Origin of the sequence: Bacillus cereus group sp. MYBK5-2, assembly GCF_051915685.1 — a bacterium.
Classification (GTDB): domain Bacteria; phylum Bacillota; class Bacilli; order Bacillales; family Bacillaceae_G; genus Bacillus_A; species Bacillus_A cereus.
Map to the genome: position 1 here is coordinate 96,171 of NZ_JBQAFE010000006.1, position 14,653 is coordinate 110,823.

Sequence of the window (14,653 nt, forward strand, 5' to 3'; positions counted from 1 at the left end):
TTTTTAAATGAAAAAAGTTATTCGTTACTCATTAGTTAGTACTCTATTAGTTTCTTCATTTTTAGTTGGTTGCGCAAAAGAAAAAACTGCAACAAAGCCGAAAGATGAGAAGAAAGTATTACAGTTACTAGAAACAGGTGAAATTCCGTCGTTAAATTCAGGGAAAGTAACAGATGCAGTCTCGTTTAACGTTTTGAATAACGTAATGGAAGGACTATTCCGTCTATCGAAAAATGATGAAGTAATTGAAGCCGGCGCACAAAAATATGAAGTGAGTAAAGATGGAAAAACATATACATTCCAATTGCGTGATGCGAAATGGTCTAACGGAGAGCCAGTAACCGCTCATGATTACGTATACGCTTGGAAGCAATTGATAAATCCAGATACTGCTTCTCAATATGCATACATTGCGTACGATGTAAAAAATGCTGAGAAGATAAATAAAAAACAACTAGGTCTAGATGAATTAGGAGTAAAAGCGAAGGATGATAAAACATTCGTCGTAGAGCTAGAACATCCTGTACCGTATTTTACGAAATTATTAATTTTACCATCCTTCTATCCAATTAACGAAAAATATGCGAAAGAGCAAGGTGATAAATATGGATTAGAAGCAAATAAAGCGGTATATAATGGACCGTTTACATTATCAGAGTGGAAGCATGAAGCTAGCTTTACAATGAAGAAAAACGATAAGTATTGGGATAAAAAAGAAGTGAAGTTAGATGAAGTAAACTATCAAATTGTAAAAGAAATTTCAACTGCGGTAAATTTATATGAAACAGATAAAGTTGATAGAGCTGTTATTTCTACAGAATTCGTAGATAAATATAAAAATAATAAAGAGCTAAAACAATATACAGATCCAGTTATGTACTTCTTCCGATTTAATGAAAATGTACCGATTCTTAAAAATAAAAATGCACGTCTTGCGCTAAGTACAGTTTTTGATAAGAAGGGACTCGCAGATTCATTTTTAAATGATGGATCGGTTGCAGCAAACTATTACGTACCAAAAGGATTTTTAAAGGGCCCAGATAAGAAAGATTTTAGAAGTACGGCTGGTGAGTTTAATAAGACAAATGTAAAACAGGCGAAGGAATATTGGGAGAAAGCAAAACAAGAGACAGGTACAAATGAAGTGACGTTAGAACTATTAAATTATGACTTGGAAAACTTTAAAAAAGTTGGAGAGTACATTAAAGAGCAGCTTGAGAAAAACTTACCAGGATTAAAAGTGAATGTAAAATTACAACCACATACGCAAAAATTAGCACTTGAGAAGAAGAAAGAATATGAAATGTCGTTATCACGCTGGTTACCAGATTATCCAGATCCAATGACTTACTTAGAAGTATTCCTTTCTGGAAGTAGCGTCAATAATACAGAATATGCAAACCCAGAATATGATGCGTTAATTAAGAAGATTAAAACAGAATTAGGTAATGATGAAAAGGCTCGCTGGAAAGCAATGCAAGAAGCTGAAAAAATGCTACTTGATGATGCAGTAATTGCACCGGTATTCCAGCGCGGATTATCTTACTTACAAAAACCATATGTGAAAGATTTATATGTACATCAATTTGGTCCAGCTACAAGTTTAAAATGGGCAGATGTACAAAAATAAAAGAATGGAGAAACAGACTTCATGTATGTGATAGTCTGTTTTTCTTATTTAAAGTTAGAAAAATAGTTCATGGTATAATTTATTAGTCTGTAAACAGTATTTGGAGGGGAAATGATGTCTATGTTTGAAGAAGAGAAAGTAATTTATACAAAAAGATTATTTATGAGGAAACCAATTGTAGAAGATATTAATCAGTTTTATAACATATTAAAAAAAGATACTGTTGGCAAATGGTTGGCTAAATCAAGAGGAATGTCGAAGGAAGAAACAAATGATTATATTGGGCAACTTATCTTACATTGGGAACAGTATGACTTCGGGGTATGGTTGTTATTTAATAGTGAAACAGGAAAGCTTTTAGGACATTGTGGTTTAAGAAAGGTAGATGAAACAGGTGCAATAGAAATTATGTATCTCCTTGACCCAGAACATTGGAGGAATGGGTATGCATTAGAAGCAGCAGAGGCTTCCATTAAATATGCAATAGAGACTTTGAATGTAATAAGAATAATTGCTAGAGTTAAAGTAGCAAATGAGAGCTCGAAAAAACTTTTACGAAAGCTCGGGTTTATATATACTCATGAAGTTAATCATAGCGGGCGTTTATTATCATATTTTGAACTTCATACATCATCCGAAGAATTCTAGACATTTCATATGTTTTTTTATTGTTAAAAAATAAAAAAACATATGAAATTCCAGTGTGAAATTTATGTAGAATCTTGTATAATTAACGTGTTTCTATGGAAACATTTTCTTGTGCTATTTATATAGGACTTAATAGAACAGTAAGGAAATACATACATGTATATAATAGATAAATAGAATGGAACATGTATAGAGAAAAAGGAGAGAAAAGATGACGTGTCAAAAACAAGGGTTACAATTTAATAACGATAGAAAGAGGGACAGAAGATGAAAATGAAGCATGCTTTTGGTCCTATAATTTTAGCGTGTGTGCTTTTTTTCATTATCATTCTAATCCCATCGAAAAGTTTAGTATCGCTTATTAGTGATAAGAAGGTAGAAGATGCGGCAACTTCTTTACAAAAAGAGAAATTACAAAGTGTTTTCTTACAGCAAAAAATGTTAGAGAATTCACAGTATTTACCGATGTACGGTTCATCAGAATTTTTACGAATGGATGCATATCATCCGTCTAATTATTTCAAAGTAAACCCAGCTGGTTTTACACCGTTTTTAATTGGAACTGGTGGTACACAAAGTTTAGCTCATATTTTAAATATGACATCTACTATGGATGAATTAGAAGGTAAAAAAGTAGCCTTTGTTCTTTCACCACAATGGTTTACAAAGACTGGTGTATCACAAGGGGATTTCACTAATAATTTCTCCAAACAACAAGCATATCATTTTATTTTTAATGATAAGATAAATCCAGAAATGAAGAAGCAAATCGCGAAACGGCTATTAGATTATAAAGTTGTTCAAGAAGATGATATATTAAAAAATTCATTAGAAGGTATTGTATATAATGATTCGAAACATAACATAAAAGCAGGGTTAGTTAAACCACTTGCTTATATGCATCGAAATATTTTAGATCATAGAGATTTATTTAACTCTTTATTTAAAATCGAACCGATGAAAGAGAAAACAAATATCGGACTTCGTTCAATTTCTTGGGAAGACGCACGTAAACACGCAGAACAAGAAGGGAAAGCTGAATCTACTACAAATACATTCGGAATTGAAAATCCGTATTATCATAAGAATAATCTGAAGAAAAAACTAAAAGGTTTAAAAAACTTTAGAGCAAATGAAACATATGATGAATCACCAGAATACGATGATTTACAAATTATTTTAGAGTTATTTAAAGAGAAAAATGTCAAACCACTCTTTATTTCTGTACCTGTAAATGGGCCTTGGTATGATTATACTGGCTTCCCGAAAGAACGCCGTGAAGTGTATTATAAAAAAGTTCGAGAACAGGTTGAGAAAGCAGGATATCCAGTAATTGATTTCTCTGGTCATGAATATGATAAGTATTTCTTAAAAGATACGATTCATTTGGGCTGGAAAGGTTGGATTTATTTTGATGAAGCAGTGCAGAAATTTTATTCTGAGAAATAAAGTATAGAAATCGGAATGGCTATGAGCCGTTCCGATTTTTTTTAGTATAGAGGATTTTGGTGAGGGCAATTTGGGAATGCATGTATATCTTGAATTTGTCTATAATCATAATGTTTCATTGCAAACTGAGCTTGGTAAAGGTATTCATACACATATAATTGACCATCATGCGCTGAACATAATACACCAGAAGTTCCTTGCCCATTTATGAAGGAAATGCCGATAGGGCGTCCGATTAAGTACGGTATTTTTTGCTGCCAATGCATAGGGGAATCACTCCTTTTTGAGATAATATACGAAAGAAATGATTAAATGGTTGCTTATCCATGTAAATGTAGATGGAAAGGTGTTATATAATTCCTGAAGATTAATTCATATATAAATAAAAAACCGCTATAATTCCGAATGAATTTATAGCGGTTTTTATTATATTCTTAAGCGAGATTTTTACGCTTTTTTGTCCATTTTTTTATAACGAAATATAAAAGTATAAGTACGACGCCACCAATTGCGAATGATTTCACATACGGACCAGCAATATCATTTATATTCTCCCAATTTTCACCTAGTTTTTCACCTAAATAAATGAAAATAATAGACCAAGGGATAATCGCAAGTGCTGTTAATGTAGTGAAACGTAGTAATGGCATTTTTGTAATACCAGCAGGAATTGAAATCGCATGACGCACTACTGGAATGAAGCGTGCTGTAAAAATGACGCCAGTTCCGTAACGATTAAACCAATCTTCTGCAGCATCTATTTGTTTTTTATGTATGAAAATATATTTTCCGTAACGTTCTAATATAGGGCGTCCGCCGTATCGTCCCAGCCAATAAATAAAGATTTGAGCAATGACACCGCCAATTGTACCGAATACAACAGCGCCTATAAATGAGATACTTCCATTGAATACTAAGTATCCTGCATAAGCAAGGACAATTTCACTTGGGATAATTTCAATCATAAGTCCAAGCATAATGCCCCAATAACCTAATTCTTCAAAAAACGTTAATACTGAATGAATAAAACTACTTAACATTGTTGCACCTTCTAGTTTATGAATTTTTGAGTATAAGAACCTTTTATTTAATGACGTAAAAGGTTCACTATATGTAGATTATACCTTATTTACATAGGGGATTGCTATTTCAATTCTTTTATGTCTCTCATAATTATTATAGTAAAAGATATAAGCCGCGTTTTCATGAAGGGTTAATGAAAAGATTATTAAAAATTTCTCATAAAAAAATAGAAGCATTTCTGCTCCTATTTTTTAAGGCTTCACATCTAAGTTCTGTAAAAATAAAGTTGCTGTTACGTAACGTTTTGCTAACATTTGTACATATGCGGTATGTACAGAAAGGGTCGCAATAATAATAGCGTTACGAATTGCTTCGCGTTGTTCGTTATTAATTTGATCGAACTTGCTTGCGATTTTATCAGCTTTTTCTTTTACGATGTTTTCAATTGTATGAACGGTATCTGTTGCATTTAATTGTAAGCAATTCCCTTGATTGAGTTCTTCAAATAGAGAAGAGTATGCTACATATAAATGAACAGGATTGATTAAATCATCACTTCGATCGGCTGGGTCATTTACAATAAGGCGTAATAGCTTACGAATGGATTCAAAATCAAGTGCTGTTTTTAAATCTTCGACAATAAATAGTAAGGCTGCTTGTTCAATTGAATATTTTTTCCCCTTTTGAGGAGAGCCAATCATTTCTTTTATATCTCGTTTCACCCAGTTTTGCATAGCAGTTACAGAGAAACTTGTGTTTTCAATCTGATTGCCAAGCGCAACTATTTCATTTAAAGAAAAACCGACATCAGTATCGTCAATTTTAATCAGCTTTTCAAAAATAGGTGAAAGTGCGGTAGTAATAAAAGCTGTAACGCTTTGTCCGCTTTCAATATCTTTTTTATGTGACTTTGCCCAAGCTTCTTGTAAAATACCGAGAGGCTTTTTCGTATTCCATCCTCTTAGTGATAGAAGAAGGGTAGCCATTTCGTTTCGTGTGAGATGAAATGTTTCCATCTTTTCACCTCCAAAATAATAAAAAGTTCTTATGAACTTATAATATGTTTTGTTTCATTTAAAGTCAATTCTGTTTTGCTTAATTTTTCCTTTGTGACCAAACTGTTGAAAGTAAATAATACTTGCATATTTCGACAAAAGTTCATATAATAAGTTCATAAGAACCTTTAAAATGTTCTTAAAAACAAATCTATCATTCTGAATTTACTAGAAAGATAGATTTCACATATATCTATATAAAAGGAGAATGGATATAATATGTTGAAAAAACTTGTAGCAGTAATGACAGCATTCATGGTTATCTTTGGGGCTAGCAGCTTTATGTTCGTAGATCATGCAGCAGCGAAAAGTTACAAATCTGGTAAAAAATCATTTACACCAAGTTCAGGTCAAAAGTCAAAAGTTGATTTAAACAAAAAAGACTCAAATGTAAATTCTCAAAAAACGACTCCAGATTCAAAAACGAAAGCAACAAACACGGCACCAAAAAGTAATAAAGGAAGCTTTATGAAAGGTTTATTACTAGGTGGTCTTGGTGGTTTACTAATGGGTAGCTTATTTGCAAATATGGGAGCTCTTGGTTCTGTATTAGCGTTTATGGTAAATATGTTAGTAATGGCTGGTATCGTAATGTTAGCAGTTCGTGCATTTAAATACTTCAAAGACCAACGTAAGAAGAAAGCAGATGAAGTAGCATGGAAACAATAAAAATTTCTGAACAAGAGCTTATAAATGCGCTTTGTATATATATCGCTGAAAAAAGACAAGTGGGTCCAGAAGAAGTATTAGTTGAACTCATGTATGATGACGACTACGGTTTCTCTGCGGAAGTAGAGGTAAATGGTCGCCAGCAAATTTTAATTCAAGCAAACTTAATCGAAGCTTTACGCTTATTGCTTGACAGAGAATATAATGTCAATCCATTCGCAGCGAGATTACAACTTGAATTAGATGATGAAGAAGGCATTTACGCATTAGCGAAATTTAATAACTCAGATGACTAGAAAAAAGAGCTGTTGAGAATAATCTCAACAGCTCTTTTTAGTATGTGCATATGTAGAAGAATAATCACGCCAAATTTCATTCATTTTTCGTCTACCGATATCTAGCATAGGATTAAACTGAATTGTAGCTTTTTGACGAACAGAGTGAACGTTTTGAATGGCGTGAGATAATTGTTGGTCGACTATATCAGGTTTTTTACTTGCATATTTAGCAATAGATAGACCTGCAACTGTTCCTTGCGCCATCGCAATTTCTCCGCTTTCAATGCCTGTAATATTGCCGGCTACAAATAAACCGGGAAGAGGGGTTTCCATTGCTTCAGAATGGAGAGGAACGTGTCCACCTAATTCTGAAATGTAATGGAAGGGACAACCAGCTACAGCTGCAAGTTCGGCAAGTGGGTATAATCCCCCGGCAATACATACAAAATCTGCTTCGTATATTTTCTCTGTTCCATTAATAACATTTCCTTTAGAGTCAATATTAGCAATACGTACACCTTCAACTTGATCTGTTCCGATAATTTCAAGAGCTGCTTTCCGAAGGTGAAGTGGCGTTCCGTTTATTTTCATTCCGTTGTTTGGATAGAATGTTAATCCAGCTTTTCGAATCCAATCGAATTTCATAAAGTGGCTACCTATTCGCAAGAAAGCAGAAGGAGCGAGGTGAGCTGCATTTAAAAGAGAGTTTAAAACTTCTTCAGGTTCACCAGCTTTTTGACTTAACTCGCTTTTCTCAGGGAGTACAATATGATCCACTGTAATTCCCGCTAATTGCAATTCACTTAAAATGGCGAAAGACAAAATGTTAGCACCAATAATAATTCCTTTTTTTCCAACTTGCACGCGATGAACATTTGTCATAACTTGAGCTGCTCCAATTGACATCACTCCTGGAAGTGTCCAGCCAGGAAGGGGAATAGAATATTCCGCAGCTCCAGTAGCAAGTAGTACGAAAGGTGCTTCTAACGTACCGATATTAGTATGTACAAACCAATTGTTTTCATCTTTATCTAAATTATAGACCGAAACACCGCATCTGATATGTACTGAAAGTGATTCTGCTTCTTCATGAAGTCGCTTCGATTCTTCTATTCCGTTCCACCATTCTCCAGTAGGCTCTTGATGCAACTGTCCTAACAATCTCCCGCCCGGCTTCATAAATTCATCAATAACGAGCACTTTTAGTCCGAAACGAGCACAAGAGATAGAAGCAGATAATCCCGCTGGCCCTGCACCTATAATAATTACATCACTCATCGCTTTTTCACCATCTCTCTCACGATATTCGGATGCTGTTTCCCGCTTTCAACAACCATGTTTTCTTCTACAACAGTTAAGCATGCGCGTACATTTGTTTGATTATTTACTGTCACGCGGCATTCGGAACAGTGCCCGATATTACAATAAATACCTCGCGGTGTTCCGCTATCTTCATGAACTCTTAATGTCCTTATTCCATTTGCTAACAGGGCAGCAGCTATCGTTTCATGTTCATATGCTTCGTATTGATGACCGTTAAATTGAAAGGTAATACGCTCACTACTTTGTAAAGTACCTAAAATAGGGTGATGTGTAATTCTATTCATTTACTTTCACCTACTGATCCAAAAGTAACTGCACGTATTGGTGGTTGATATTTTAACGGTAGTTCATTAAGAGTTACGTCAAGATTCACATTTTCAATCATTCGATCTATCATTATTCTGCATGTGCGACCACCGCAAAATCCCATGCCAGCACGTGTTCTTAATTTTAATTCTCTTGCCGAGCAGTTATATTCAGCAATTGTCGATTGAAGTTGCCCATATGTAACCTCTTCACAACGACAAACGATTAAGTTGTTTTTATTTGTCACGTGTATTCCTCCTCTAGTTCGATTTTCACAAATTATATATGCAAAAATCATGCCAATATAGAGGAGGGAGAGAGAGCTACCTGTAAACGCCTGATCGGTGCATACTGATTCTTTATTGAAGTCCAAGTTTCTTTAAACGGTTATATAAAGTAGCCCTTGTTACACCAAGTTGTTTTGCGCATTCTAATTTATTCCCATTTAAAATTCTTAAAGCCCTTTCAATAACTTTTTTCTCATGCTCATCCATCTCTTCTTGTAAAGAAAGGATTGTATTATTGTTGCTGAGTAATAGGGAATGAGCTGTATGGTTTTCTAAAGTTTCAGTCGTATGAAATGGTAAATATTCTTGTTTTATAATTCCGTCTGTTGCGAATACCACAAGCCGTTCAACAACGTTTCGAAGTTCGCGAATATTACCTGGCCAATTGTAATGAAGCAGTTCATGCATAATGCTTGAAGGTAGGTCACGAATTGGTCTGTTGTAGTTGATTGAAAAATCGTTTAAGAAAGAATAGGTTAATTCAATAATATCCTCGCGTCTTTCGCGCAGCGGTGGAATCTGCAAACTAACTACATTTAAGCGGTAATATAAATCTTCTCGGAAAGTTCCTTTTCTCATTTCTTCTTGTAAATCACGATTTGTAGCAGCGATAATACGGAAATCAATATTAATTTCTTTTTCACCACCAACTCGGTAATACTTTCGCTCTTGCAGTACACGTAACAGTTTTACTTGCATATCAAGTGGCATTTCACCTATTTCATCAAGAAATAAAGTACCGCCTTGCGCGAGTTCAATTTTACCTTTTTTTCCTTTACTATTTGCTCCAGAAAACGCCCCACGCTCGTAACCGAATAATTCACTTTCAAATAACGCTTCTGGAATTGCCCCGCAGTTAATCGAAATGAAAGGCGCCTTCGCTGCCTCACTTGCTTCATGAATTGCTTTCGCAAATACTTCTTTTCCAACTCCACTTTCCCCAAGTATTAAAACAGTTGATTTTACCGAACAAACTTTTCTAGCTAATTGTATCGTTCTTTGTATAACAGGACTTTTCCCATTCATCGCAAGGAATGGATCGGATTCATCTTTATACTTTGCCACTTCTTGTTCTAAACGGTGCATTTCATGTGACATATTAAATAGTTTTTCATTTAAAGCGACTTGATTTGTAACATCTGTTTCTGAAACGACTGCACCTATAATTTCATCATTACAATAAACTGGATTTGAATTAATTAATACGAATAAATCGGGACGAGGCTGATGGAACTGAGCGACTATGCTTTTTCCATCATGTAAAGATTGTAAAATTTCCAAGTCTTTATAATCAAAAAAACGAGTAATCGGTTGCCCAATAATCTCATTATGGTTGACTGAAAATATTTTTTCAGCGCCATCTGTCCAAGTTCGAACGTATTCTTTACTATCAATGACTGTAACAGAAGAGTCAGTTGTTTGTATTACAGTGTCATAAAATGACTGTAGTTCATTGTAGGACTTATAAAGAAATGGAATCATTTGCTGAGAAGTTATACAGCATAGCGGCTCATCGTTTTCGTTAAGGATGATAACAGCTAATTCATAAGAAAAAGCGTCAATTAATGCAGTGAATGAGTCATCTACATAAATAATTGCGCAATTATATTCTTCTGTAGTAGAAGGGAGATAATAAAACCTTTCGTTTATTTTCTTAATGCGACCAAGGCTACATGTATGATTGATTAAAGCGCTTTCCAAAAATTCTTGTATAGTCGGAAATGAAAATTCCATAATGTCCTCCTGTTATGTATAAAAATTTTGACAGTGATAAAAAAATAATACACCTATTCACTATAAATTTAAAATATTTTTACAAATAAAAATATTATTTATAAAAATTGTATATGTACAGAATTGGCACGTCAATTGCATAAAAAGAAAGTGAGAGGGCTAGGAAAGGAGGAGTATATTGTGAGGCACTGCGACGTTTTAATTATAGGTGGTGGAATAATAGGGTGTTCTATCGCTTATTACACTTCAAAATACGGAAGAGACGTAACAATCATTGAAAAAGGGGAATTTGTCAGCGGGACGTCTTCACGGTGTGATGGGAATATTTTGGCCATTGATAAAGACCCAGGATTTGATAGTCAAATGTCTTTAGTAAGTCAAAAATTAGTAACTGATTTAAGTGAAGAATTAGAGCATTCATTTGAATATAGGGCACCAGGAAGTATTCTCGTATGTGAGTCAGACGAAGAGATGGAGGCTGCGCAACAATGGGTAGATCGGCAAAAAGAAGCTGGATTACCGTTTCGAATGCTTGATAGGCAAGATATAAGAGAAGAGTCGCCTTTTTTTGCTGATGATTTATTAGGCGGTTTAGAATGTGCGACGGATTCAACTGTGAATCCATATCTCCTTGCTTTCTCGCTTCTGTCAGAGGCACAAAAGTTTGGCGCAAAAGCTTTTAAGCAGACCGAAGTAAAGAGTATGAAAATAGAGACGAATGGTTCATTTGTTGTAGAAACTACGAATGGAACTTTTACAGCACAACAAGTTGTAAATGCAGCCGGTGTGTGGGCTCCTAAGATTGGTCAGATGTTAAATATAAATATACCAATTGAACCGAGAAAAGGGCATATTATTGTAGCTTCAAGGCAACAACACGTAGGATGCCGTAAAGTAATGGAATTCGGTTATTTAATTTCTAAATTTGGCGGAAAACGAAAAGTAGATGCTTTAACTGAAAAATACGGGGTTGCGCTCGTATTTGAGCCTACTGAAAGTCAAAATTTCTTAATTGGAAGTAGTCGTGAATTTGTAGGGTTTCATACGAGAATAAACAATGAAGTCATTAAATGTATCGCAAATAGAGCGATTCGCTTTTATCCGAAAATGGCAGATATGATGGTAATTCGTTCTTACGCTGGTTTACGTCCGTGGACAGAAGATCATTTACCGATTATTTCACGAGTGGAACATATTCCGAATTATTTCATTGCCGCTGGACATGAAGGTGATGGGATTAGTCTTGCAGCAGTTACTGGAAAAGTAATTGAAGAGTTATTAAATGAAAAAGAGACAATTATTCCTATTGAACCACTTCGTTTGAGTCGTTTTACAGAAAGGGTGTTAAACAGATGAGGTCACAAAGAGTCTTTACGACGATTGATACACACACAGGTGGGAATCCAACGAGGACATTAATTAGTGGACTTCCAAAGTTGATTGGAGAGACGATGGCAGAGAAGATGTTACATATGAAAAAGGAGTATGATTGGATTCGAAAATTGTTAATGAATGAACCGCGTGGTCATGATGTAATGTCAGGAGCATTATTAACAGACACGTGTCATCCTGAGGCTGATATAGGTGTTATATACATAGAGACAGGTGGATATTTACCGATGTGTGGTCACGATACAATCGGTGTATGTACAGCGTTAGTTGAATCAGGTTTAATTCCGGTAGTTGAACCGATTACTTCTTTAAAACTAGATACACCGGCTGGCTTAGTTGAAGTAGATATTGCTGTTCAAGATGGAAAAGCAAAAGAGGTATCTTTCTGTAACATACCAGCTTTTTTATTGAAAAATATTACTGTACAAGTGAAAGACATTGGGACTATAGAGGCTGATATTGCGTATGGAGGGAATTTTTATGCCATTATTGATGCGAAATCAGTAGATCTAGAATTAGTACCAGAAAATGCATCTACAATCATCGATAAGGCGATTCATATAAGAAACACAATTAATGAGAAGTTTGAAATCACTCATCCAGAGTATTCGTTTATAAGAGGATTAACACATGTTGAATTTTATACAGATCCTACTCATGAATGTGCGCATGTGAAAAATACAGTTGTTGTACCACCAGGCGGAATAGATCGATCTCCATGCGGTACAGGAACATCCGCGAAGCTAGCTGTATTATACGCTCAGAAAGAAATCGAAATTGGTGAAGAGTTCATTCATGAGAGTATCGTTGGTTCTTTATTTAAAGGATATGTCATGAATACGACACATGTTGAAAATATTGAAGCTGTCATAACGAAAATTACGGGATCAGCTTGGCTTATGGGTATGCATAGATTTTTTTACAATGAAATGGATCCACTTAAAGAAGGATTTTTGCTAATTCCGCCGATGGAACATGAAACGGAGGATATAAAATGAACATTCAAAAAATTTATACAGCAGTAGACGTACATGTAAATGGCGAGGCATTTCGTGTAATGAAAGACGCACCATGCAAATACTACTACAGTTTGGAGCAATTAAATGAACAATTTTCAGGTGAATTAGCAGAAGAGATGAAGCTTTTATTAAATGAACCACGTGGTTTTATCGGTTTGAATGGGTGTATTGTCGTTCCATCTATCCATAATGAAGTGGATGCAGCTGTATTATTTTTTAATCATGAAGGTTCGGTTCCGCTTCATTATGGAGGCATTGTTGCAGTAATAACGATGTTACTCGAAAGTGGGTATTTAAAAAAGAGAGAGTCCAATCAATACAAAATTGAAACGTTATCTGGAATATTTTTAGTTCATGCGTATGTAGAGAATGATGAAGTTATATCGGTTTCGTTTGAAAGCAAACTATGCTATATGATTGAGGAAAATTTACAGGTTGGTAATGTAAGTTATTCTCTCATACAAGCAGATAAAGTATATGCAGTTGTAGAGAAAGGTGCGTATTCGCCAGAAATTCGTGTTGAAAACATTTCAGAATTGAAAAGATGGGGAGAAGCTACACTACAGACTATACAAAAACAGTCGCTAATAAAAAGGCTTATTTTAGTAGATCCTTCGCAAAAAGAAAAGAATCATATAAAATCGATTACATTTCATGAAGATAACTTTATTGTCCGTTCACCGGGGTTTGTTTCTTCTATTGTTTCTTATGTTCATGCATTATTTAAAAATGATTATATGGCGGATCAACCTTTTAAAAATGAAAGTATATTTAATAGTTTTATAATTGTGGAAAAAGTGAAGAAGGAGGAACTAGGATACATTTTCCGTTTTGAAAGTAGAGGATTTATTACAGGGATGCAGACGTTTCTATTAGACCCTACGGATCCATTTCCGGCAGGTTTCTTATTAAAATAAAATGTGATAGGGAGAGATAAATATGCAAAAAATTAAAGGGGCATTTCCAGTATTAATAACACCGATGGATGAATTTCAGGAAATTAATTGGGATGGGGTAAAGCAAAATGTAAATTACTTTATCGAACAAAACGTTGCAGGTATCATCATTAATGGAAGTACAGGAGAATTTGTAAGTTTATCAAAAGAAGAACGATTTAAAATGGTAGAAACCGTGTTGAAAGAAATTGATGGTCGTATTCCAGTCATTGTTGGAACTGCAGCAGAGACGACGAAAGAAACAATTGAATATACGAAACATGCAGAAGCGCACGGAGCGGATTGTGCATTAATTATAAACTCTTACTATTGTAAACCGAAGGAAGAGGAGATTTATTTTCATTTTAAAGAAATCTCAAACTCTGTAAATATACCAATTATGTTATACAATAATCCATTTACTTCTGGTGTTGATATGAGTACAGAGCTAATGCTCCGTATTGGAAAAGAGTGTGAAAATGTTACACATATTAAAGAATCTAGCGGAGATATTCGAAAAGCAAGAGATTTAGTAAGACAAAGTGAAGGGGCTTTCCAAGTCTTCTGTGGTTCTGAAGATTTAGTTATGGAATCATATTTAGTTGGTGCCTCGGGATGGGTTTCAGTAGCAGGAAATATCGTTCCCGGTCTCGTTACAAAAATGTATGAGCATTTTCAAAATGGTGAATTAGAAAAGGCGTGGGAAATAAACGATGCTATTTTACCACTTTGCGAGTTTCTTGAAGGATCAGGGAAATATGTTCAAATCGTTAAACGTTCCATGGAATTACATGGGCAAGCGGGAGGACCTTCTCGCTATCCAAGACTAGGATTAACTGTTGACGAAGATCAAAAGCTTCAAACGATTTTATCAAATATTGCAGCTCATGTAGCTGTTTAAATAA

General features: G+C 34.8%; 16 protein-coding genes. 9 read left to right on the forward strand and 7 right to left on the reverse strand.

Annotated features, from left to right (window positions below):
• Positions 1-7: 7 nt before the first annotated feature.
• From ACTFP3_RS20185 to dltD, 3 genes are all read left to right on the forward strand, one after another.
• Positions 8-1,630, forward strand: coding sequence for a peptide ABC transporter substrate-binding protein (locus ACTFP3_RS20185; protein ID WP_063225500.1), 1,623 nt, complete (start codon positions 8-10; stop codon positions 1,628-1,630).
• Positions 1,631-1,744: 114 nt separating this feature from the next.
• Positions 1,745-2,278: a GNAT family N-acetyltransferase gene (locus ACTFP3_RS20190; RefSeq protein ID WP_000061616.1), complete on the forward strand. Its 534-nt coding sequence runs from the start codon at positions 1,745-1,747 to the stop codon at positions 2,276-2,278.
• Between the two features lie 267 nt (positions 2,279-2,545).
• A complete protein-coding gene (dltD, locus tag ACTFP3_RS20195) occupies positions 2,546-3,727 on the forward strand; it encodes a D-alanyl-lipoteichoic acid biosynthesis protein DltD (RefSeq protein ID WP_440011063.1) in 1,182 nt (393 codons plus the stop codon).
• Between the two features lie 41 nt (positions 3,728-3,768).
• Here dltD and ACTFP3_RS20200 read toward each other — a convergent pair whose 3' ends face one another.
• The 3 genes from ACTFP3_RS20200 to ACTFP3_RS20210 all read right to left on the reverse strand — a co-directional run bounded on the left by ACTFP3_RS20200 (position 3,769) and on the right by ACTFP3_RS20210 (position 5,766).
• Positions 3,769-3,993, reverse strand: coding sequence for a hypothetical protein (locus ACTFP3_RS20200; protein WP_000558689.1), 225 nt, complete (start codon positions 3,991-3,993; stop codon positions 3,769-3,771).
• 168 nt (positions 3,994-4,161) lie between these two features.
• Complete coding sequence (locus ACTFP3_RS20205; protein ID WP_205170923.1) at positions 4,162-4,767, reverse strand: DedA family protein; 606 nt, start codon at positions 4,765-4,767, stop codon at positions 4,162-4,164.
• 234 nt (positions 4,768-5,001) lie between these two features.
• On the reverse strand, positions 5,002-5,766 hold the full coding sequence (locus ACTFP3_RS20210) for a DUF1836 domain-containing protein (protein WP_000447231.1): 765 nt from the start codon (positions 5,764-5,766) through the stop codon (positions 5,002-5,004).
• Between the two features lie 258 nt (positions 5,767-6,024).
• Here ACTFP3_RS20210 and ACTFP3_RS20215 point away from each other — a divergent pair, with 258 nt between their 5' ends.
• Both ACTFP3_RS20215 and ACTFP3_RS20220 read left to right on the forward strand, forming a co-directional pair.
• A complete protein-coding gene (locus tag ACTFP3_RS20215; RefSeq protein WP_000914478.1) occupies positions 6,025-6,474 on the forward strand; it encodes a hypothetical protein in 450 nt (149 codons plus the stop codon).
• On the forward strand, positions 6,462-6,770 hold the full coding sequence (locus tag ACTFP3_RS20220; protein WP_000447746.1) for a YxcD family protein: 309 nt from the start codon (positions 6,462-6,464) through the stop codon (positions 6,768-6,770). The genes ACTFP3_RS20215 and ACTFP3_RS20220 overlap by 13 nt, the downstream gene beginning before the upstream one ends.
• A gap of 24 nt (positions 6,771-6,794) precedes the next feature.
• Here the strand turns inward: ACTFP3_RS20220 and ACTFP3_RS20225 are convergent, their stop codons facing one another.
• The 4 genes from ACTFP3_RS20225 to ACTFP3_RS20240 all read right to left on the reverse strand — a co-directional run bounded on the left by ACTFP3_RS20225 (position 6,795) and on the right by ACTFP3_RS20240 (position 10,402).
• The gene (locus ACTFP3_RS20225; RefSeq protein WP_440011066.1) at positions 6,795-8,030 is read right to left on the reverse strand and encodes an NAD(P)/FAD-dependent oxidoreductase; all 1,236 of its coding nucleotides are present in this window, start codon (positions 8,028-8,030) and stop codon (positions 6,795-6,797) included.
• On the reverse strand, positions 8,027-8,359 hold the full coding sequence (locus ACTFP3_RS20230; RefSeq protein WP_113303592.1) for a (2Fe-2S)-binding protein: 333 nt from the start codon (positions 8,357-8,359) through the stop codon (positions 8,027-8,029). Before ACTFP3_RS20230 ends, ACTFP3_RS20225 begins: the two co-directional genes overlap by 4 nt.
• Positions 8,356-8,628 (reverse strand): (2Fe-2S)-binding protein, encoded by a 273-nt coding sequence (locus ACTFP3_RS20235; RefSeq protein ID WP_113303591.1) that lies wholly within the window; start codon positions 8,626-8,628, stop codon positions 8,356-8,358. The genes ACTFP3_RS20230 and ACTFP3_RS20235 overlap by 4 nt, the downstream gene beginning before the upstream one ends.
• Before the next feature lie 112 nt (positions 8,629-8,740).
• Entirely contained in the window at positions 8,741-10,402 is a 1,662-nt protein-coding gene (locus tag ACTFP3_RS20240) for a sigma 54-interacting transcriptional regulator (protein WP_326036467.1), read from the reverse strand.
• A gap of 180 nt (positions 10,403-10,582) precedes the next feature.
• Between ACTFP3_RS20240 and ACTFP3_RS20245 the strand changes: the two genes are divergently transcribed.
• From ACTFP3_RS20245 to dapA, 4 genes are read left to right on the forward strand one after another with little or no spacing between them, the layout of a single operon-like run.
• Positions 10,583-11,758 carry an FAD-dependent oxidoreductase gene (locus ACTFP3_RS20245; protein WP_326036468.1) on the forward strand — a complete coding sequence of 392 codons (1,176 nt, stop codon included), beginning with the start codon at positions 10,583-10,585 and terminating at the stop codon, positions 11,756-11,758.
• Complete coding sequence (locus ACTFP3_RS20250) at positions 11,755-12,792, forward strand: proline racemase family protein (protein WP_326036469.1); 1,038 nt, start codon at positions 11,755-11,757, stop codon at positions 12,790-12,792. The genes ACTFP3_RS20245 and ACTFP3_RS20250 overlap by 4 nt, the downstream gene beginning before the upstream one ends.
• Positions 12,789-13,730 carry a proline racemase family protein gene (locus ACTFP3_RS20255; RefSeq protein WP_326036470.1) on the forward strand — a complete coding sequence of 314 codons (942 nt, stop codon included), beginning with the start codon at positions 12,789-12,791 and terminating at the stop codon, positions 13,728-13,730. Before ACTFP3_RS20250 ends, ACTFP3_RS20255 begins: the two co-directional genes overlap by 4 nt.
• A 22-nt stretch (positions 13,731-13,752) precedes the next feature.
• Positions 13,753-14,649, forward strand: coding sequence for a 4-hydroxy-tetrahydrodipicolinate synthase (gene dapA, locus ACTFP3_RS20260; protein WP_326036471.1), 897 nt, complete (start codon positions 13,753-13,755; stop codon positions 14,647-14,649).
• Positions 14,650-14,653: the final 4 nt, after the last annotated feature.